The sequence below is a fragment of the Arthrobacter silviterrae genome, from assembly GCF_011045165.1.
Lineage (GTDB): Bacteria > Actinomycetota > Actinomycetes > Actinomycetales > Micrococcaceae > Specibacter > Specibacter silviterrae.
In genome coordinates this window covers 52,649-73,444 of the sequence record NZ_JAAKZI010000020.1, presented here as the reverse complement: position 1 = coordinate 73,444, position 20,796 = coordinate 52,649, and the positions used below count along the sequence as shown (strand labels likewise).

The 20,796-nt window shown below is 65.0% G+C and carries 19 protein-coding genes; 15 read left to right on the top strand and 4 right to left on the bottom strand.

Annotated elements, in window-relative coordinates; translation table 11 throughout:
- Nucleotides 1–113 precede the first annotated feature (113 nt).
- The 10 genes from G6N77_RS12240 (at nucleotide 114) to G6N77_RS12195 (ending at nucleotide 9,561) form a co-directional block, all read left to right on the top strand.
- Nucleotides 114–2,585, top strand: coding sequence for a phosphoketolase family protein (locus G6N77_RS12240; protein ID WP_306986520.1), 2,472 nt, complete (start codon nucleotides 114–116; stop codon nucleotides 2,583–2,585).
- Nucleotides 2,578–3,042, top strand: coding sequence for a universal stress protein (locus tag G6N77_RS12235; RefSeq protein ID WP_165182444.1), 465 nt, complete (start codon nucleotides 2,578–2,580; stop codon nucleotides 3,040–3,042). The genes G6N77_RS12240 and G6N77_RS12235 overlap by 8 nt, the downstream gene beginning before the upstream one ends.
- Complete coding sequence (locus G6N77_RS12230) at nucleotides 3,035–3,202, top strand: hypothetical protein (protein WP_165182443.1); 168 nt, start codon at nucleotides 3,035–3,037, stop codon at nucleotides 3,200–3,202. Before G6N77_RS12235 ends, G6N77_RS12230 begins: the two co-directional genes overlap by 8 nt.
- The gene (locus G6N77_RS12225; RefSeq protein ID WP_165182442.1) at nucleotides 3,199–3,906 is read left to right on the top strand and encodes a cytochrome b N-terminal domain-containing protein; all 708 of its coding nucleotides are present in this window, start codon (nucleotides 3,199–3,201) and stop codon (nucleotides 3,904–3,906) included. Before G6N77_RS12230 ends, G6N77_RS12225 begins: the two co-directional genes overlap by 4 nt.
- Nucleotides 3,903–4,856 (top strand): hypothetical protein, encoded by a 954-nt coding sequence (locus G6N77_RS12220; RefSeq protein ID WP_240902062.1) that lies wholly within the window; start codon nucleotides 3,903–3,905, stop codon nucleotides 4,854–4,856. Before G6N77_RS12225 ends, G6N77_RS12220 begins: the two co-directional genes overlap by 4 nt.
- Entirely contained in the window at nucleotides 4,843–5,592 is a 750-nt protein-coding gene (locus tag G6N77_RS12215) for a VIT1/CCC1 transporter family protein (protein WP_165182441.1), read from the top strand. The genes G6N77_RS12220 and G6N77_RS12215 overlap by 14 nt, the downstream gene beginning before the upstream one ends.
- A 53-nt stretch (nucleotides 5,593–5,645) precedes the next feature.
- Nucleotides 5,646–6,116, top strand: a complete 471-nt coding sequence (locus G6N77_RS12210; RefSeq protein WP_165182440.1) for a pyridoxamine 5'-phosphate oxidase family protein — start codon at nucleotides 5,646–5,648, stop codon at nucleotides 6,114–6,116.
- Between the two features lie 800 nt (nucleotides 6,117–6,916).
- Entirely contained in the window at nucleotides 6,917–8,281 is a 1,365-nt protein-coding gene (locus G6N77_RS12205) for a ferredoxin reductase family protein (RefSeq protein WP_165182455.1), read from the top strand.
- Between the two features lie 9 nt (nucleotides 8,282–8,290).
- Nucleotides 8,291–8,782, top strand: a complete 492-nt coding sequence (locus tag G6N77_RS12200; RefSeq protein ID WP_306986519.1) for an FMN-binding protein — start codon at nucleotides 8,291–8,293, stop codon at nucleotides 8,780–8,782.
- A gap of 53 nt (nucleotides 8,783–8,835) precedes the next feature.
- Nucleotides 8,836–9,561 (top strand): FAD:protein FMN transferase, encoded by a 726-nt coding sequence (locus G6N77_RS12195; protein WP_165182439.1) that lies wholly within the window; start codon nucleotides 8,836–8,838, stop codon nucleotides 9,559–9,561.
- Between the two features lie 16 nt (nucleotides 9,562–9,577).
- Here the strand turns inward: G6N77_RS12195 and G6N77_RS12190 are convergent, their stop codons facing one another.
- The 4 genes from G6N77_RS12190 to G6N77_RS12175 form a co-directional block, all read right to left on the bottom strand.
- Entirely contained in the window at nucleotides 9,578–11,035 is a 1,458-nt protein-coding gene (locus G6N77_RS12190; protein WP_165182438.1) for a purine-cytosine permease family protein, read from the bottom strand.
- 82 nt (nucleotides 11,036–11,117) lie between these two features.
- Nucleotides 11,118–12,785: an NAD(P)/FAD-dependent oxidoreductase gene (locus G6N77_RS12185; protein ID WP_205678249.1), complete on the bottom strand. Its 1,668-nt coding sequence runs from the start codon at nucleotides 12,783–12,785 to the stop codon at nucleotides 11,118–11,120.
- Nucleotides 12,782–14,620: a PAS domain-containing sensor histidine kinase gene (locus tag G6N77_RS12180; protein WP_165182437.1), complete on the bottom strand. Its 1,839-nt coding sequence runs from the start codon at nucleotides 14,618–14,620 to the stop codon at nucleotides 12,782–12,784. Before G6N77_RS12180 ends, G6N77_RS12185 begins: the two co-directional genes overlap by 4 nt.
- Before the next feature lie 101 nt (nucleotides 14,621–14,721).
- On the bottom strand, nucleotides 14,722–15,480 hold the full coding sequence (locus G6N77_RS12175; RefSeq protein WP_165182436.1) for a helix-turn-helix transcriptional regulator: 759 nt from the start codon (nucleotides 15,478–15,480) through the stop codon (nucleotides 14,722–14,724).
- Between the two features lie 139 nt (nucleotides 15,481–15,619).
- On the opposite strand from G6N77_RS12175, the gene G6N77_RS12170 reads away from it, so the two are divergent.
- The 5 genes from G6N77_RS12170 to G6N77_RS12150 all read left to right on the top strand — a co-directional run bounded on the left by G6N77_RS12170 (nucleotide 15,620) and on the right by G6N77_RS12150 (nucleotide 20,741).
- Nucleotides 15,620–16,954 carry an MFS transporter gene (locus G6N77_RS12170; RefSeq protein ID WP_165182435.1) on the top strand — a complete coding sequence of 445 codons (1,335 nt, stop codon included), beginning with the start codon at nucleotides 15,620–15,622 and terminating at the stop codon, nucleotides 16,952–16,954.
- Between the two features lie 68 nt (nucleotides 16,955–17,022).
- Nucleotides 17,023–17,415, top strand: a complete 393-nt coding sequence (locus tag G6N77_RS12165; protein WP_165182434.1) for a RidA family protein — start codon at nucleotides 17,023–17,025, stop codon at nucleotides 17,413–17,415.
- 13 nt (nucleotides 17,416–17,428) lie between these two features.
- On the top strand, nucleotides 17,429–18,736 hold the full coding sequence (locus G6N77_RS12160) for an alanine racemase (protein WP_165182433.1): 1,308 nt from the start codon (nucleotides 17,429–17,431) through the stop codon (nucleotides 18,734–18,736).
- A 26-nt stretch (nucleotides 18,737–18,762) separates the two neighbouring features.
- Nucleotides 18,763–20,331, top strand: coding sequence for an N-acyl-D-amino-acid deacylase family protein (locus tag G6N77_RS12155; RefSeq protein ID WP_165182432.1), 1,569 nt, complete (start codon nucleotides 18,763–18,765; stop codon nucleotides 20,329–20,331).
- On the top strand, nucleotides 20,325–20,741 hold the full coding sequence (locus G6N77_RS12150; protein ID WP_165182431.1) for a rhodanese-like domain-containing protein: 417 nt from the start codon (nucleotides 20,325–20,327) through the stop codon (nucleotides 20,739–20,741). The genes G6N77_RS12155 and G6N77_RS12150 overlap by 7 nt, the downstream gene beginning before the upstream one ends.
- Nucleotides 20,742–20,796: the final 55 nt, after the last annotated feature.

Below are 20,796 nucleotides of genomic sequence, written 5' to 3'. Positions count from 1 at the left end.
GCCGCCGAACGGCACCGCTGCACAGGGTACAAGGTCCCTAACGCCCGGACGGCCACGGTGGGAGGCTGAATACACAGCAACCATGCTTGAACCGTGACTACAGGGAGCCAACCTTGAACAGCAACCACGAGGCCGCCTTGACCGACGCTCGGCAGGGTCCTGCCCTGGATGTGGAGTCCGGTGAGTGGGATTTGCTGGGCAGATATTGGGACGCGGCCAACTACTTGACGGTGGCGCAAATCTATTTGCAGGAAAACGCGCTGCTTCGAAGGCCGCTGAGAGTCGAGGACATCAAGCCGCGCCTGTTGGGACACTGGGGCACCAGCCCGGGACTGTCGTTGATCTATGCCCATTTGAACCGGCTCATCAACAAAACTGGGGCCCACATTCTCTTTGTGGCCGGCCCCGGGCATGGCGGACCGGCCGTGGTGGCCAACCTCTACCTCGAAGGCAGCTATTCCGAGATTTATCCAGAGATTGGCCAGGACGATGAGGGCCTGCGCCGCCTCGTCCGCCAGTTCTCCACACCCGGGGGCATTCCCAGCCATGTGGGCCCGCCCACTCCCGGTTCCATCCATGAGGGAGGGGAACTGGGCTACTCGCTCATGCACGCCACTGGTGCTGTAATGGACAACCCCGGGCTCATCGTTGCGTGCGTCGTGGGCGACGGCGAAGCGGAAACCGGTCCCTTGGAGGCCTCGTGGAAGGCACCAGCTTTCCTCAACCCCCGCAGGGATGGAGCCGTCCTGCCCATCCTTCACCTGAATGGCCATAAGATTTCAGGGCCCACCGTGCTGGGCCGCCAGTCAGACGAACAAGTCATGGCGCTGCTCCGGGCACACGGCTGGGATCCCGTCGTCGTTTCCGGCACCGACCCTGGGCAAATCCATCCGCACTTGGCCCAGGCGCTGGATGCCGCCCATGCGCGCATCACGGAAATCCAGCACCAGGCCCGACTCCACGGAAGCACGGGGCCCGCGCCTTGGCCGGCGATTATCCTGCGCACCCCCAAGGGCTGGACGGGCCCCGACGTCGTGGACGGCGTTCCGGTGGAAGGCACGTTCCGCGCACACCAGGTCCCGCTTTCGGGTGTCCGCGAAAATCCAGCCCACCTGGCCCAACTCGAACGCTGGCTTCGCTCCTACAAGCCTGAGGAGCTTTTTGACGACGCCGGACGGCTGGTGCCCGAGCTGGCAGCCCTCTCGCCTTCTCGCCCGCTGCGCATGGGGTCCGCGCCGTGGGCCAACGGCGGCCCCGACATGGCACCCCTTCCCCTGCGTCCGCTGGAAACATACGCGCTCGACGTCGGCGTCCCCGGGGCCGCCAAACATGAGACCACCAAGCCACTCGGACTTATGCTCAGGGACATCTACCTGGACACTGCGAGTGATCCCCGATTCCGGCTGTTTTGCCCCGATGAAACCAACAGCAACCGCCTGGGCGCTGTTTTTGAGGCCACCGACAGGTGCCTCATGGAACCCACCGGGGAATCGGATGAACACATCTCGGCCGGCGGCCGGGTCATGGAAGTACTGTCCGAGCACCTGTGCCAAGGCTGGCTGGAGGGCTATTTGCTGACGGGACGGCACGGCCTTTTTGCCAGCTATGAAGCATTCGCCATGGTGAGTGCCTCCATGACCGTCCAGCATGCGAAGTGGCTCCAGCATGCGCGCGAACTTCCCTGGCGTTATCCCGTGCCGAGCCTGAACATCCTGCTCACCTCCACCTGCTGGCGGAACGACCACAACGGATTCAGCCACCAGGGCCCCGGCTTGATTGACACCGTCCTGTCGCTGTCGGGATCGGTGGTGCGCGTATATTTGCCACCGGATTCCAACACTCTGCTCGCCACCGCCGAGCACGTCCTTTCCAGCAAGGATTATGTAAACCTCATAGTGGTGGACAAGCAGGCTCACCCCCAGTACTTGAACCTCAACGACGCCCGGCAGCACAACGCAGCCGGCGCCTCCATCTGGCGCTGGGCTGGCAACACGGGCGACAGTGAACCGGACATTGTGATGGCTTGCGCCGGGGACGTCCCCACGGAGGAAACGCTGGCTGCGGCCTGGCTGCTCCAACGCCATGTTCCGCAGCTGCGGGTCCGGGTGGTCAATGTCATGGACCTGCTGGTGCTGCCGCCACGGGATGTCCATCCGCATGGCCTCCCGGACACCGAATTTGAGGCCCTCTTCACCGCGGACCGGGACGTGGTCGTGGCATGGCACGGATATGCCCGGGCCTTCCACCAACTCTTGCACGGCCGGAAGAATCCGGGCAGGTTCCACGTCCGCGGCTACACCGAGCAAGGTACCACCACCACGCCTTTTGACATGGTGGTGCTAAACCGGATGAGCCGCTACCACCTTGCGTTGGAAGCCCTTGACCGAGTTGGCCGCCACATCGACGGGATGGACGCACTGCGGGCCCACTGCCAGGAAATGCTCGACAAGCACGAACGGTACATCCGGGAGCACCTTGAGGATCTCCCATCCATTCGCGAATGGACTTGGACGCCGCCAGCACGTGGGTTGCCAGGCGCCCCAGGCAGCCAACCGAACGGCGAAGGAGGCGACGGGCATGAATAAGCGCAAGGATGCGCCCATGGTGATCGTGGGCGTCGACGGTTCGGCGCCGTCGGTCGAGGCGCTCCGCCAAGCCGAAAAGCTGGCGATCAGAATGGGGGCACAAGTCCAGGCCTTGGCCTGCTGGAGCCCCCCGGCCCCGGCGTCGAGCTACGGCGTGGGGAACGTCGACTACGAAAAGAACGCCCAGAATATCCTGGACAACGCCATACAAGTTGCTTTCGGGATTGACTGGCCCGAAAATCTTACGACCCGGTTGGTGCGGGGACCGGCACGGGAAACCCTGATCAAAGAAAGCAGGAACGCCATGATGCTCGTTCTTGGCCGGCGTGGTTTTGGCGGATTCAGGGGGCTTCTCATGGGATCAGTCAGTTCAGCCTGCACGGCGTACGCACACTGCCCGGTGTTGGTTGTCCACGCAGGCAACGAAGCAAACAGCAAAAGAGACCACCATGCATGAGCTGCTGGCGCAAGCGCCACTTCCGGTCACCCCGGGAACCTATTTTGGCTGGGGCCCCGTCATGATCCAATCGGGCAACCTCGTTGTCATTCTGACAATGCTCGCATTGTTCATCCTCGCCCTGATCCTGCCCTTCCCCGGCGGACGGAGCCGGAAATGAGCACCGTCAAGGAGTCCTCACCGGACCCGGAACTGGCTGGGACTGGCGCCTACACGTGGACGGGAAAGTCACGGCAATGGTTTTTGAGGCACCTTCCACCCGAGAAACTGCTGCCGGAAGACCAACCCAGTTATGTTGCGTCGTGGGCCTATGTCTTTGGCATGGGCGCCGTCGCCGGCTTGATCTTCATCATTGGCTCGGGAGTGGTGTTGAGCCTGAACGGGCCGCAGTGGTACCACGTCTCCTCGTTGGGCCACTTCACCAACAGCGTTCATTTGTGGAGTGTGGAACTGTTCTTCATGTTCATGGTGGTCCATTTGTGGATCAAGTTCTGGATGGCGGCCTGGCGCGGAGGGCGCTTGCTGACCTGGATTACCGGCATGCTGGCGTTCCTCGTCTCCATCGTGACGGCGTTTACCGGATACCTGCTGCAAACGAACTTTGACTCCCAATGGATTGCCTTCGAGGCCAAGGACGCCCTGAATGCCGTCGGCATCGGGGCCTGGTTCAACGTTGCCAATCTGGGCCAGATCTTCATGTGGCACATCATGTTGCTGCCACTGGCGGTTGGCGCCGTCGTCGCCCTGCACGTTGTCCTGGTGCGCGCCCACGGCGTTGTTCCCCCACTCGATGCAGCGGCGACCGACGCCCAGCTCCGTGACTCAACGGCCGGCGCTCAAGATCCGGAGGCGAAACCATCATGACCAAGGTTCCATCAACGATGTCGTGGCGGACGGGTGACAACATTGCCAGCAGGCCATGGCGGGGACGTGTCCGGGACTACGACCTGTTCAAGGAGCTCACCATCGGCGTCGTCGTCGTCGGCCTGCTCGTGCTTGGCCTCTCTGCCATCTTCAGTTCGCCTGACGATCCCGGGGTGACGCTAAAATCGTGGGCGGCGGCGGCGCCGGCAGACTTTGTCGCGACAGCAACCGCCGAGCTCGGCGGCAGCAGCGGCACGGCAGGCTACGGACCGCCCTACAACTCCACTCCCGATGCCTCGCAACACCTGGGATTTTTCAACCCCCAGGAGCTGTCCGGTGTTCGACTCGCGATCGACACGGCCAACGACTTCGTCATCAATCCACTCAAGACACAATCCACACAGCTGCCCGCCGTGGCGGTGTGGACAGCAGCCACGGCCGATCAGCAGGCGAAGTGGGCCGCCAACTACAGTGCAGCGCTCGCAGCCGCGCCCGACGGCGATCCCGCACAGGTTGCCAAGGGCAGCTACGGGCCTGTACCCGAGCTGGCGGGCGCCTTGCTGGGGATGGCCCGCAGCGGAAACCTGGACGGCGTCCTGCAAAACTCGGGGCAGCCCTACAACCTCAACTACACCCCAACCATCTTGTTTCTCGGCGATGGTTCGTATTTTCCAAGCCTTGCCGCGGCGGCCCACTTGACGGGAGATCAATGGGGTGTCATGAACGAAACAGGCAATACGCCAGGCCAGTCCTGGTTGTGGCTGTTTTCACTGTTCTACCAAATAGAACCGTTCAAGTCCTCGCCCAATGCCGACATCCTGGTCGTCTCCACCATGCTGGTACTCTCGCTCCTGCTAACCCTGCTCCCCTTCATTCCCGGGCTTCGCTCCCTGCCTCGCAAGATACCGATTCACCGGCTGATTTGGAAGGATTATTATGGCCAACGGTGAGGGGCACATCAACGCTGCCGGCAGCGCTGGTGTGCACGACAACGAACCCCACACCTCCAACATTGCCGGACGCCTCAATTGGCTTCGGGCAGGTGTCCTCGGTGCCAACGACGGCATAGTCTCTGTTGCCGCAACGGTTGTCGGGGTTGCCGGCGTGACCAATGCGCCAGCCCCCATTCTCGTGGCAGGAGTCGCCGCCGTTGTCGGGGGCGCAGTTTCCATGGCCTTGGGTGAATACGTGTCCGTCAGCAGCCAGCGCGACAGCCAGCGTGCGCTGATCGAGAAGGAGCGACGCGAGTTGGAGCAAGATCCGGACTCAGAACTGGCCGAACTCACGGGACTATATATGGCCAAGGGGCTTAGTCCCATAACGGCTGGGCAAGTCGCCGAGGAGTTGACCAAACATGACGCCCTGGCTGCCCATTTGTCCACCGAATTAAACATCGACCAGGACGACCAGGCAAGCCCGTGGCAAGCCGCCTACGCGTCGGCTGCAGCATTTGCGGTGGGTGCCGTGCTGCCTCTGCTGGCCATCATGGTCCCACCTGCCGGGCTAAGAATCCCGGTCACCTTCCTGGCGGTTCTGATCGCGTTGGCGCTCACGGGAACGCTGAGCGCCGGCATCGGGGGCAGCTCGAAGTCCACAGCTGCCACACGGCTTGTCCTTGGCGGCGGCTTGGCACTCGCGGCGACCTATGGCATCGGAAGGGCGCTGGGAGCAAGCGGAATTCTCTAAAGCGGGACTTTGTGCCCTGTGCCCGACAACCGCGGCACCATAGGATCAACATCATGAACGAGAACACCGTAGTTCCCAAGGCAGGGATCCTCACCCCGGGACAATGCTGGAAGCACCTTTCCGAGACGTCCGTTGGCCGCCTCGCCGTGACCGTCGACGGAAGACCGGACGTCTTCCCCATCAACTACCTTGTTGACGGGGACACACTCGTCTTTCGGACCGGCAATGGCACCAAGCTCGACGCCATTCGCGACGACAGCCGGGTTGCTGTGGAGGCCGACGCCGTGAGCTCGGAGTTTGGCGTCGCATGGAGCGTGGTGGTCAAAGGGCGGGCCGAAGTCACAACGGACTCCAGCCGGGCACTAAATGTCGCGGTGCATGGACAGTTTCCTTGGCAGGGCATCGGAAAGGACCACCTCATCCGTATCACCCCGGAGACAGTGGCAGGCAGAAGCTTTACACTCGACGCCGCCAGGACGTGGCGGGTCCCCTTGGATGAGGCAATCCGGACAGGCCTGGAATAGTCCTGCACCAGCCCATCAATCGGGGGGGCATTGGACGGCAACGATCTCAACGGGCACAGTGAAAACACCGCTGGATCAAGATCGCATTCCGGCATCGGCGTTGGTGAACCCCGCCACGCATCACCGGCATTGCAGCCAACGCGTCCGGGACCGGTCCGGGCGGCACTGGCCGGGCCCTGGCAACTCTCCAGGGCCCGGCAAACTTCTCACTTCCTCTGACTTGGCTTCCCTGGCCGCCTATTCTGTGCTGACCGATTCAATTGTGGGAGCCAAACGACCCTGCTAGTCCACCATATTGCGCATCGAGGTGGCCGGTTCAGGGGCCAACCATGTGGTGCCCCCGGGCATGGGGCCTGGTTCCTGACCCTACCAGCGTCCGAACCGTCCAGTGGTGCACACAGCGGCCAATCAAATCCCCGTTATGGGTGCAGACTGTTCGGAGTCGTCTTTTGGCACGATGCCCACCCACGTTCTGCGCATCCCCTTCTCAAGATGACTTTCAACGTAACTTCTGAAGCCTCGAACTGGGTCCTCCGTGCGGCGACACTGTGGGTCATGTTGGCGGATTTCGGGCATCAGCCGGGTATTGGCCCGCCGGCGCACTTCTCACCAGGCCTGGCGCCCGCCATAACTCATGCCGGCCACCGCCCACGGCCGCGAAGTCACAGCAGGCTCCCAGATGCTTGGCGGAAAGAAATCGGGTACACCACATAAATTCTCTCCGTGGGGTTGTGTTCCAGGGGCGGCCCAAGAGTTGCCTCTCCTACATTTCACGGAGCGGAGAATGGCAAGTGGTCAATATGCTGCGGGCGCAGGCCCTGCCACGAGCGGACAGGGTGCACGGCCGAATCAGGTGCGTCCGTCCCGCCGCCGTGTTGTGGCTGGTCTGGGCCGGAGCGGCCGCCGTCCTCAGTTTGTGGTGGTTCGACACGCCGAATGTTTCCGGGCTTGGTGACTGGCTGACCGGGGCCGGGCGGATTACGGGACTGATGGCCGGCTATGCCGTGGTGGTGCTCATTGCCCTCATGTCCCGCATACCCGCCTTGGACCGCGGCGTCGGGACGGACCGGCTGTCCCGCTGGCATGCCATGGGCGGGCGCTACGCCGTCGGACTGACCGTGGCTCACGGGCTTCTCATCACGTGGGGCTATGCGGTCACCTCCCACACCAACTTCCTGCACCAGGGCGTGGTGCTGATCCTCAGCTACCCGGACGTGCTCGCTGCAACGGTGGCCGGGCTGCTGCTGTTGGGCGTGGGGATGGTCTCGGCCCGGGCCGCCCGCGCCCGGCTGAAGTATGAAACCTGGTTCTACCTGCATTTCTACACCTACCTGGCCGTGGCGCTGGCCTTCAGCCACCAATTTTCCACGGGCGCGGACTTCATCAACAACCTGCCGGCCCGAATCCTGTGGTCGGCCCTGTACATTGCCGTGGGGGCGCTGCTGCTGTGGCACCGGATCCTCACCCCCATCCGCCAGGCCTTGCGCCACCGCATGCGGGTTGCGCAGGTGTACGCCGAGGGACCCGGGGTTGTGTCCATTGTCATTTCGGGGCGCCACCTGGAGGAACTGGCCACCGAGCCAGGACAGTTCTTCCGGTGGCGCTTCCTCACCAGGGATTCATGGTGGGCAGCCAACCCGTTCTCACTGTCCGCCCCCGCCGCATCCAACAGCGTGCGCATCACGGTGAAGGACCTGGGCGAACACAGCCACCAGCTCCGGTATCTGCGGGCCGGAACAAGAGTCGTCGCCGAAGGGCCATACGGGGCATTCACTGCCAGGCTCCGGCGCCGCCGGAAGGTCCTGCTCCTGGGCGGCGGCGTGGGGATCACTCCCCTGCGCGCCCTCTTTGAAACCCTTGAGGGAGCGCCCGGCGAGGTGCTCATGATGTACCGGGCCACTTCCGAATCCGATGTGCTGTTCCGCTCCGAACTCGACTCCATCGCCGCGGCGAGGGGCACAAGGGTTTACTACGCCGTCGGTCCCCGCCGTTCCGGCAATGCCAATCAGCTTTCGGCCAGGCGCCTCCTCGCCGCCGTGCCCGACCTTGCCCAAAGGGACATCTACCTTTGCGGACCGCCTGGCATGACGGCGGAGGCCATCAAGGGCCTACGGGCTGCGGGAATTCGCCCGCGGCAGATCCACCACGAATCCTTCGAGCAGTAGGAGCGCCCCGTGAAACGCGCCATTGTCACCATAGCCGCCACCATTGCCGGGATAGTTTTGCTGCTTGGATTCAAGACACACCCCATGCCGGAAACCACCAGCACGGGGCCGGTCGCGGCCTCCTCGCCCACCGCCGGCGCCAGCCAGCAACCCTCAAGCGGCGCCACGGCGGCCGTTCCGCCGGCCACCGCCACACCGGCCACAGGCGCGCCGGCCACCGGGACCAGCACGCTTACCGGCACCACGGTGGAAACCCAGTATGGGCCCGTCCAGGTGCAAGTGACCGTCACGGGGACCAAGATCACGGATGTGACAGCCATTCAAGTCCCCTCCGGGAACGGCCGGGACCAGCAGATCAACAGCTATGCCATACCCCAACTCACCCAGGAAGTGCTCACGGCCCAAAGCGCGCACGTTGACATGGTCTCCGGCGGGACGTACACGAGCGAAGGCTACCTGACGTCGCTGCAGAGCGCGCTGGACAAGATCGGCATCAAGTGAACCCGGGAAGCAGTCCATGCGATCATGTGCCCATGCGCCGGGTGGAGCCATGCATGGGGACAGTCTTTTCCTTCGACATCAGTGCGCCGGGCGTCAGCGCCCACGCACTGCAGGGTGTCGTTGACTGGCTCCACCGCATGGACGCCATGTTTTCCACCTACAGGCCCGACAGCGAAATTTCACGGCTGGACCGCGGCAGCCTCCAGCTCGGGGAGTGCAGTCCCGAAGTCCATGAAGTCCTGGAACTGTGCGAACAAGCCTCCCGCGACAGTGGCGGATACTTCACGGCCCGGCTTCCGGGAGGGCTGGATCCGTCCGGAATGGTCAAGGGCTGGGCCGTCGAGCGGGCCTCCACCATGCTCCAGGCCGCCGGCTCAACCGCCCACGCCGTGAACGGAGGAGGAGACATCCAGCTCCTTGGCAAGCCTCAGGACGGCCGGCCGTGGACCATTGGCATCGCTGACCCCTTCCGCCGTACCGCCCTGGCCACCACTGTCGCCGGCACGGACATGGCTGTTGCCACCTCCAGCACTGCGGAACGCGGACAGCACATCATTGACCCCACCTCGGGACTGCCTGCAACGGCACTGGCCAGCATCACTGTAACGGGCAGGAACCTGACCACGGTGGACGCCTATGCCACGGCCGCACTCGCCATGGGCGACAAGGCGAAATCCTGGATCAGCGGGCTTTCGGGCGTCGAAGCCTTCGCCATCACGGCCACCGGCGAGAGGTGGCAGACGCCAAATTTTCCGACGGCCGGCAACCCGGGGAACTGACGTCGGAGTCCCCGGGCTACGGCAGGATGTGCTCGTGGGCCGCCTCTTCCAGTTGAGCGGCCTGTGCCCGGGCCAGTTCAGCCTCGCCGGCCACATCGATGTTCCGGGTGAGCAGCCAGTACAGAACTGCCGAGACAGGAAGCCCGATGAACAGCGAGATGTCGGCCCCGTTCATGGCAGCCGCCACTGGGCCAACGAAGAGCGCGCCGGCCGAGAAGAAGGGAATCATGACGACGAACCCCACCAGGTAGGCGATGATTCCCGGCCAGCCCCACCGCCCATAGATGCCGTTGGGCTTGAAGATCTCCGCGATGGCATAGTGGCCCTTGCGAACGATGAAGTAGTCGGTTAGGTTGACGGCCGTCCACGGGATGAAGAAGTACAGGACCAGCAGCAGGAAGTCGTTGAAGTTGGCCAGGAAGTCGGCGGAGGCGAGGTTGGCGAAGACCAGCGAAAGCGCAGCCGTAATCAAAATCGTCACCACCCGCAATCTGAGCGTGGGCCGGATGGTCCGCACGCTGTCGATCGATGAGATCAGCGTGAGCGAACCCCCATACATGTTCAGGGCGGTGACTGAGACCAGGCCCAAGGCGGCAATGAACAGGGCAATAGATCCGAATCCCGGGAACAGCTTGCCCGCGGTGGCTTGAATCGAGCCGATGGTGTCGAAGTTCTTGCCTGCCGCGGCGGCGATGAAGGCGCCGAGGAACATCACCCAGATGCCGCCAAGTGAACTTCCCCAGAAGGTCCACCGGAAGGTGCCACGCGCTGACGTTGGCGGCAGGTAGCGGGAGTAGTCGGAAACGTAGATGGCCCAGGAAATCTGGTAGCCGGCGGCAACGCCCAATTGGCCCAGGAAAGGCACCAGGTGAAAGCCGGCCAAGTCGAAGGCCCCGGCCGGCATGGAGAGGTGGGTCACGACCGCCACCGTCAGCAGGGCCAGCATGGCGATGGTCAGGTACGTCAGGTAGCGCTCAAAGCCATGAATGAGGTCATAGCCAAAAAGGGCCACGACGACGGCGACAATCGTCACCACCCAGAACCACACGTTAACCGAACCGCTGTGGACGGATCCGGCCAAGGCCTGGCCGGCCAGGACGGTGTTGAAGATGTTGAAGCCGGCATACTGCAAATAGGCGAACAGCCACACCAGCAGGGCCCCAATGTAGCCGAACTGAGGACGGGACTGGATCATTTGCGGAAGGCCCAGCTGCGGCCCCTGCGATGAGTGGGCCGCCATGAACAAGGTCCCCACCAAGGTCCCCGCGGCGATGGCAATGAGTGACCAGACCAGGTTTCCACCGGTCGTGATGCTGATCAGGCCCACGGCAAGCGTGGCGATCTGGGCATTGCTCATGAACCACAGGGGCCCAATGTGGGAGACCTTCCCGTGGCGTTCGCTCAGCGGCACATAGTCAATCGACCGTACCTCCAGCCCCCGGCCCTTGGCCTGGCCCGTGTTCGCACTACTCATCGAAAATATCCTTATCTCCAGTGAAAGTCGGGGCCCGGATGGCCCGCCGGCTCAAGAACAATCCATCTGCCCCGTCCCGCCTTCAGCCATGCAGGACCTGGTGGACAAACTGGACGGCCACCGACCCCTCGCCCACTGCGGAGGCAACCCGCTTGACGGAGCTGGCCCGGACGTCCCCGACGGCAAAAACGCGCGCTGCGCTCGTCTCATACAGGAACGGATCGCGGTCTCCGTCGGCCGTACGGTGGCGCCGCCCGCCCAGCGCGGGCCCCGTGAGGATGAATCCGCGCCCGTCCCTCGCTATCTGCGGCGGCAGCCAGTCGGTGCGCGGCAGGGCGCCGATAAAGACAAACAGCGCCGACGCCGGCAGGCGTTCGCTGACGCCCGTGGCGGCATCGTGAATGACCACGCCCTCCAGGCGTTCCGAACCCTCAACCGACAGCACGGATGTCCCGCATCGGACAGTGACATTCGCCCGCCCGGCAATTTGCTCCACGAGGTAGGCGGACATCTTGGCGCCAAGCTCGCTGGCACGGCACAGGATGGTCACGGAGCGCGCGTACTCGGAGAAGTAGACGGCCGCCTGGCCGGCCGAGTTCGCCCCGCCCACAATGACAATGTCCTCATCGCGGACGGTGTCGCGCTCGCCCAGCGAGGCCCCGTAGAACACGCCGCGGCCCTCCAATTCGGTGCTGCCGGGGACGCCGAGGCTGTTGTAGGCGACTCCGCAGGCCAGAATGACGGCGCCGGCGCTGATGGCAGCACCATCCGCCAGTTCCAGCCGGGGGTACGGCCCCGAAAGGTCAAGCCCCGCGGCGGGCGACGGCGCCAGCAGCTGCACCTGGAATCTCCGCGCCTGTGTCACGGCCCGCCGCGCAAGGTCGGCCCCGGAAATCCCTGTCGGAAATCCCAGGTAGTTTTCGATGCGTGAGGATTGCCCCGCCTGTCCGCCGGGGACCATTGCCTCGAGGCAGACTGTCCGCAAGCCCTCGCTGGCCCCGTACACGGCGGCAGCCAGCCCGGCGGGCCCGGCCCCAATGATCGCCAGGTCGAAGACTTCGCCGTCGGCATGGGTCTTGTGGCCCAGCGCCGAAGCCAGGGCGGCCACATCGGGGGCGTGGAGGGCCGTGCCGTCCGGCGTGATGACGAGGGGCAGCCCGTCCTGGCCCGCGGCCTCGAACAATTGCCGGCCCTCCGGGCTGGAGTCGACGTCGAACCATTGCATCGGCACCTGGTTGCGCTGTAGGTAGTCGCGGACCTCATGCGTGCGCGCCGACCACCGGCTGCCGACCACCCGCGTCAGGGCATAACTGGGCTGGTTGTTGGCGTGCCAGTCTTCCAGCAGGTCGTCGATGACGGGGAACAGGCGCTCCTCGGGCGGATCCCAGGGCTTGAGGATGTAGTAGTCAAGGTGAAGGTCGTTGATGGCCCCAATGGCCACCTCCGTGTCGGCGTAGGCGGTGAGCAGCACTGTGCGCACCCCGGGGAACAGCTGCCGGGCAGCAGTGAGCACCTCTGTCCCGGCAACCCCAGGCATGCGCTGATCAGAGACCACGACGGCGGTCGCGTCGCCCCGGACTTTCAACTGCCTGAGGGTGCCGACGGCCTCGGCGCCGCCGGCCGCCGTCAGCACCCGGTAGTGGCGCCCGTACCGGCTGCGCAGGTCCCCTCGCACCGCACTGAGGACAGCCGGGTCGTCGTCGACGGCGAGAATCACGGGCCGCTGCGGCGCCGCTGCGTTCATAGTCATGCCGGCCTCCCGTTGTGCGTGTCACCCGCGGCGGCTCCGGTGTCGGGCAGCCGAAGCGGCAGCCACACCCGGAACACGGTGTGCCGGGGCGCAGACACCACGTCAATGGTGCCGCCCATGCCCCGGACCATGTTGGAGACAATGCTCAGCCCCAGCCCGGTTCCTTGGCCCGGGGGCTTCGTGGTGAAGAACGGTTCAAACACTTTCCCCACCACCTCGGGCGGAATGCCGGGCCCGTCGTCCTCGATCTCGACGGCGACCCCGCCTTCGGCGGTCCGGGTGCGGATGGTCAGGTGCCCGGCACCGTCCATCGCATCGGCAGCATTGTCAATGAGGTTGGTCCACACCTGGTTCAGTTCGCTGCCCAGGGTTTCGATGCGGGGAACATCGGCACCGTAGTCGCGGACCACCTCGATGCCCAGCCTGAGCTTGGACGCGAGCATGACGAGCGTTCCGTTGAGCCCTTCCTGGACGTCGACATCCTGCACAGGTGCGCGGTCCATGTAGCTGTAGTCCTTGAGCGCGCCCACGATCTGCGAAATGCGTGCCGACCCGTGCCCGATCTGGGCGATGAGGCCATACGCGTTGTGCGCCTCCGACAGGGCCGTGATCGCTGCCTCCAGGCGGCCCGGGGCGAACGTTGCTGCCAACCCGTCAAGGTCCGCCGCGGCCATCCCCAGTTCGACAAGGGAGCCCGCAGCCTCCCAGGAATCGGCGAGCCCGTGGGCCGCCAGCCAGTCCCCCACCTCGTCCTCACGGTCGCCCCGGTCCAGCGGATCCAGCCGGCCGGAGTCCGTTGGGTGTGCCGCGGCGGCTTCCATGAGCTTGGCAAGCTGCTTGGCTTCGGCGGGGTCCTGCGTTGCGCGGGCCAGGGTGAGCAGGGCCGAGCAGGTCCTGGAAAAGGTTTCTTCCAGGAGTGCCGCCCCGCGCCGCGCAGCAGCGGCCGGATTGTTCAGTTCGTGGGCCATGCCTGCGCTGAGGCGCCCAAGGGTGGCCAGCTTTTCGCTCTGGACCAGCGCTGCGGAACGTTCCGCGACCTCATCCTCCAACTGGCGCCGGTAGGCGGCCTGCAGTGCCTCCGCCTTCTTTCGGTCGCTCACATCCCTGAAAAAGGTGTGCGTAGCAACGAACTGCCCGTCCCGGAACCTCCCTGTCGCGTTCCCCTCGACAGGAAAGGTGTGCCCGTCCTTGGCTACAAACGTCACCTCCACCTGGTCGAAGGACATTCCGCTCATGATCTGGGCAATGAGGATGGAGCAGTGTTCGTGGTCGGCCTCGGTGACGATGTCGAAAAGGGTCAGCCCGGGCAGATCCTCAAGGGTGTAGCCGAGGTTGTCGTGCCAGGCGCGGTTGACGAAATCAAAGTGGCCGTCGGGCAGGATGCTTTGGACAATGTCGTGGGCGGACTCGATGAGGTCCAGGTAGCGCTGGTCGCTCTCACGTCCGCGCACTTCGGCGTCGTGCTTCGGCGTGAGGTCCTGCGCCACGGCCCGGAAGGCCTGCTCCCCGGGCATTCCGACGGCTGTCCAGGACAGCCACCGGCTCGACCCGTCTGCGGCAATGAAGCGGTTTTGGAAATGGACGATGCCGGTCCCTCCCCGTGCGGCGTCCAGTTGTTCCGTCGTGGCCTGGGCGTCATCCCCGTGCACAAAACCCATGAAGGGGCGGGAGAACAAATCCTCTTCCGTCCAGCCAAGGAGCCCCTCCCAGTCGCCCGTGGCTTCCCGGAAAATGCCGTCATAGCCAGCCACACAGGCCAAATCCGCGCTCAGGTCCAGGAGCAGCGCTGCGACCGGAGGCGGCCACGATTCGATGCCAAGCCCATTTTGCGTCATGGGATGCTCCTTCACAAACCCCCGTTCGGCGTCGGACCGGGGATTTTTGAACCATACACCCGTTTGGGTCAGTTGGTCCCGGCTGCACGTGGCATATTTCCCTACCGTTCCGCAGCGGCCGCGGCCGGGTCCAGGCCCTGGCTGCGGGCCTCGTCAAGGTAGGAGTAGGCGGTGACCCTGGAGATGTCCAGGCGCGCCGCAATCCTTTCAATGCCCTTGCGCATCTGCAGCACCCCCTGCTGGTCCAAGGTGGTGAGCACAGCGATGCGGTCATCCCGGCTCATCTGCCCCACCGGCTTGCCGACTTCCCGGATGGCCTCGGCAATCATCACATCCATCACGGAAACCAGGTCCCGGCCAAAATATTCGTTGGGCTGTTCCGGGAAACTCGCCGCTTCCTGCGGCAGGAGTCCGCCCAGAATGGCCCGCGCCTGGTGGATGGCGCTGACGTCGACATTGATGCACAGGGCGGCAATGATCCGCCCGGCTGCGTTGCGGAAATACACGGAGGAGCAGCGCAGCTGGCGCCCGTCGCTGGTGATGCCCCGGTAGCCAAAGGCGTTGTGGTCAGCAGACTGGTTGTGGATCACGCTTGCGCCCAGGCTCGAGGACGGGCCCCCTATCTCACGCCCCGTGACATGCCCGTTCTCAATGGCCGCAATGGTGTGGCGGAGATCCGGATTCGGGGCCGAGAGGTCATGCAGGACCACCTCGCAGCCCGGTCCGGCGGCAGCAGCCATGGCGTGCATGACAGGCCGGAACACCACCAAAATGTCGGCCACGGACTCGTAGGTCCCCATGTGGGCCAACTGGTCCACGCCGGCAGGGGCTGCACTCGCCGCCATAAAGTCCTCAGTCATATGTCAGTCCTATACGCACGAAACAATATATACAAATTGTAAAAGCCGTAGACATATTGTTCAAGCCCTGCTAATTTGAAACAAGTCGCGGCACAGCCGGCGGCTCCAGGAATTCATTGAGGCGGGCAAGGAGGCTCCCATGGCAGTAACCCACCAGGCGCAGCAAGCGTCGTGGAGATCGACGATTTCGGCAAAACAGCGCCGCACCATTGCCGGTGGTGCGGTCGGAACCTTGATGGAGTATTTCGACTACTACCTCTACGGGCTGGCCTCGGCCACCGTGTTCCCCACGGTGTTCTTCCCCAATGACAACGCTGTCGTGGGAACACTGTCATCCTTCGCCAGTTTCGCGTTCGGCTTCCTGCTGCGCCCGGTTGGCGGCCTCATTTTTGGCCACATCGGCGACCGGCTGGGCCGCAAGACGGCACTCATGATCACCGTCATCGGCATGGGCCTCTCCACGGCAGCCATCGGCCTGATTCCTTCGACCAATGCCATTGGCATTGCCGCCCCGATCCTGCTGCTGGTCTTCCGCATGTGCCAGGGCCTCTTCGTGGGCGGCGAGATGGGCGGTGCCGCGACCCTGGTTGTCGAACACGCACCCGCCGGCCGCCGCGGACTGTTTGGGGCGCTGCTGATCAGCGGCGCGGGAATCGCCAATGTCGCCTCTGCCGGACTCATGACGCTGGTCGGGGCCGGATCGCATTCGTTCTTCATCGCCTGGGGCTGGCGGATACCGTTCGTGTTCGCACTGGTCCTGGCCGTCGTGGCCATCGTGCTGCGCTCCAAGCTGGAGGAATCGGACGAGTTCAAGGAACTCGCCGCCGCCCGGGCCAACAAGCCACAGGAACGCAAGTCCCCCCTCAAGGAGGTTTTCCGCCACCCAAAGAACGCCATACTGGGCATCCTCATTGGACTGCCGCAGAGCATCGCCGGCTACATCATCCTGACCTTCGGTCTGGCCTACATGGTGTCCAAGGGCACCCACGCCCAGGTTGGATTCATCGGAACCATGATCGTGGGAGTGCTCCAAATCTTCGCGGCCCCGTTGTGGGGAGCCCTGTCGGACAAAATCGGGCGCCGCAAGACCTACATTGGCGGCTGCATAGGCTTTGCCCTGCTTATCTACCCCGCCTTCGTGCTCTACGGAACCGAGGTGGCCATACTCATCTGGCTGGGCATGATCATCGGCTTCGTCATTCCCGGCGTGGCCATGCAGGGCACCCTTCAGACGATGCTCGTTGAAATGTTCGACGTCGAGGCACGCACCACCGGCGTCAACATCGGCTACCAGATTTCCAACACCATCGGCGGCGGCTTTGCGCCCCTGATCGCAACAGCCCTCGCCGCGGCGTTCGGGAGCGTGTGGCCGGTCATCGTCTACGCCGCCGTCATCTGTGTCATCGGCATTGTTGCAACCGCCTATGCTTCGTTCCGGCCCGACGTCGAGAACGCAGGCCGGCTGCACGCGTAGCCTTGCCTGCAAGGAACGCCATCCGCACAGCCGCACCACCGCGCACCACCTACAGAAATGGACCATCCATGAACTTCACCCCGAAGACCGCGTTCCGCACCACCAACGCCCCGCAGCCCGCCGGCCCCTACAGCCAGGGCATTGAGGCAAACGGGTTCTTCTACACGGCAGGCTTCGGGCCGCAGGACCCCGCCACCGGAGCCGTCCCCGATTCCGTGGGCGAGCAGACGCGGCAGGTGTTGCGCAATGTGCAGGCCATCCTCAAGGAACGGGGGCTGACCATGGACCACTGCGTCAAGACCACGGTGCACCTCGCCGACCTGGCCGACTTTGCCGAGTTCAACGACGCCTACCAGGAATTCTTCTCCGAGCCCTATCCCGTGCGCACCACGGTGGGGTCGCAGTTGGCAGGCATTCTGGTGGAAATCGACGTGGTCGCCGCCGTTCCGGAAAGCAAGTAGGGACAGGGCAGGGATGGCAACCAGGAAGCTGCGGCTGGAGGAACTCGGGGAAGAACGCCTTTCCCCGCGCGACAAGGGGATCCCTGAACGCGCGTTTGGCATGACCGTGACGGAATTTTTGGCCACCCGGCCCCGTCTCCCCGAATTCTGGACGCCGCTGGTTGCCTTGGACCAGTCAGCCATTGACAACAATGTTGACGTCATGTCCAGGTGGTGTTCGTCCCGGGGGCTGCAACTCATGCCGCACGGCAAGACCACCATGGCCCCGCAGCTGTGGCAGCGGCAGCTCGACGCGGACAGCACCGGCATCACGCTGGCCACCATGGGGCAGGTGCGCACCGCACGCAGTTTCGGGCTGGACTCCATCATGCTGGCCAACGCCGTCGTCGACGGCCGCTCCCTGCGCTACCTTGCCGGTGAACTGGCCGATCCGCAGTTCCGGTTTGTCTGCTGGGCAGATTCCGTGGCCACCATCGCGGCCATGGAACACGGCCTGCGCAGCGTTGAGCTGCCCCGGCCGGTGGATGTGTGCGTCGAACTGGGTGCGGAAGGCGGGCGCACCGGTGCACGGTCTGTCGCCGAAGCCCTTGAGGTGGCCCGGCTCGCCGCCGCCTCGGACGTGCTCCGCCTGGCCGGCGTCGGCGGTTACGAAGGTTCCCTCGGGCACGACCGCTCGGAGGAGACACTTGCGAACGTCCGGCGCTACCTGCGGCAACAACTCGAACTGCACCAGGCGCTGGGCGGGCTGTACGACGACGGCGACATTTTCGTCACAGCCGGCGGCAGCGCCTACTTCGACGTTGTCGCCGAGGTGTACGCGGACGCCGTAGCTGCGGACCCGCACACCCGCTGGACGTTGCGCAGCGGCGCCTACATCACGCACGACGACGGCTTCTACCGCCGGATTTCCCCGCTCGACGAGGGACGCCCGGCGGGCCAGGCCGGGGCGGGCCAGACCGGGGCAGGCCGCCTGCTTCCGGCCATGCGCGGCATGGCCCGCGTGGTGTCCCACCCGGAGCCCGGCCTTTCCCTGCTCGACGGCGGCAAGCGCGACTTCCCCTTCGACGAGGGGCTGCCCATCCCCCGCCGGCAGGCGCCGGACCTGCAAGGCCCCTGGACGCCGCTGGCCGGCTCAAGCATTCCCGCCATGAACGACCAGCACAGTTATCTGGTGCACAGCGGCCGGGACCTGGGGCTTGGTTCGGTGGTCTCCCTGGGGCTTTCGCATCCCTGCACGACATTCGACAAGTGGCACTACCTGCCCATGACCGCCTCACAGGACAGCGACCTCGTCGTCGAACTGGTCCGCACCTTTTTCTAAGAGTCGACCCCCGAAAGGAACCCACCATGCGTTTGGTGTTGCGCGGCGGAACCGTCGTAGACGACCAGGGAATGCGAACGGCCGACGTCGGCATTGCCGGCGGGACCATCACAGAGGTCGGGGACCTGCCCCCGCAGGCAGGCGATGACACCATCGACTGCCGCGGACGGTACGTGCTGCCGGGATTTGTTGACGTGCACTCACACGCCGACGGCTTCATCGAGGACGAGGCAGTCCAGCGGGCCCTCCTGAAACAGGGGGTGACGACGGTGGTTGCCGGGCAGGACGGGGTCTCCTACGCACCCGGCGACGGCAGCTACGCCGGCGGGTATTTTGCGGCCATCAACGGAGCGCACCCGCACTACCGCGGCGGCGGTGTGGCTGCATTCCTCGGCGCCGTTGACGGACGGTCGCGGCTGAATTATGCCTACCTTGTTCCCGCGGGCACCGTCCGGGCGGAAGTGTGCGGGCGGTCGAGCGGGCCTGCAACCCCCTCCCAAACGGCCGCCATGGCCGCCCTGGTCACGCAGGGGCTCCAGGAGGGCGCCGTCGGCCTGTCCACGGGGCTGGACTACGTGCCCGGAATCTTTGCCACGGCGGATGAGATCGCCGCACTCTGTGCCCCGGTGGCTGATGCCGGGGCCGTGTATGTCACGCACATGAGGGGCGGCTACGAGGCCAATTCGGCCGCGGGCATTTCCGAGATCGCCCACATCGCGTCCGTATCTGGCGCCCGCATCCACATATCGCACTTCCACGCACAGGCGCACATCATCGATGCCCAGCTGCGGTACCTCCGGGACGCGGGCGTGGATGCCACCTTTGACGCGTACCCCTACACCCGCGGCTGCACCCTGCTGGCCATGCCGCTGCTGCCCCACGAACTCTCCGTGCAGCCTGCCGAAACGGTGGTCAAGGCACTGAACGACCCCGCCGAACGGGCCCGCCTGCGCCGCGACTGGTTCCCCTCCATTAAGCGCAATGCCAGCCTGGGGCCGGACTGGCTGTCCATGATCACCCTCGCCCACATCGGCGCCGCCGGCTATGCCTGGGCGCACGGGCTGACACTCGAGGCAGCCGCCGCACGCGCCGGCACCGACCCCATCGACTTCAGCCTGGATGTGCTGGCCGCGTCACGTCTGGAGGTCAACGCCGTCATGGCCGTGCGGCACCGGCGCCCCGTCGCCGAATTGGCTGCCATCTTCTCCCAGGAGGGCCACATGGGCGGTTCCGACGGCATCTTCATTGGCGCACACCCGCATCCGCGGGCCCGGGGCACCTTCGCCCGGTACCTGCGCCAATACGTGCGTGAAACCGGCACCTGGTCATGGCCGCAGGCAGCAGCCCACCTTTCAACGGCGCCCGCAGCCCGCTTCGGCCTCGGCCGGCGCGGCAGGGTCTCCCCCGGCTGGGTGGCCGACCTCATGGTTGTCGACCCGCTCGCCGTGGCCGATCAAGCCACCTATGACGATCCGCTGGGCGAGTCGGTGGGAATTGACGACGTCCTGGTGGCAGGGCAGGCAGTGTTGCGCGGCGGCTCCGTTGCCTCCGGAAAACCAGGCATGGGCCTGCGGCGGGCAGGCGCCCCATGGTGACCCAAAGTGAGCTGCTCGCCTTCGTCGATGCAAGGCTGGCCTACGAAATTGACGTGGTCGCCGCCGCCGCAGCACAGGCCGGCGGGGCCGCCGTCATCGTCGACACCCGCAAACAGCTTTCCTGGGACCACGGCCACGTGGCAGGTGCTCTGCACCTGCCCGTGGCGGGTCTCGAGGAGGCACTTGCCTTGCTGCCCCGGGAGCGGCGCTACATTGTCTACGGTTGGGGCCCCGGCTGCAACGGGGCAACCCACACGGCACGCCGGCTGATCGCCGCGGGCCTGGACGTCCGCGAAATGATCGGCGGTTACGAATACTGGGTGCGGAACCAATTCCCGGTGGAAGCTGCCGGCCCCTTGCCCCCTCGCGGGCCCGACCCCCTGGTTTCGGCCGAGGCTGCCGGGGAATAGTTCGGCTGCCGGATTGGGCAACAGGGATTGCCCCTCCGTTTCACCCCGATAGGGG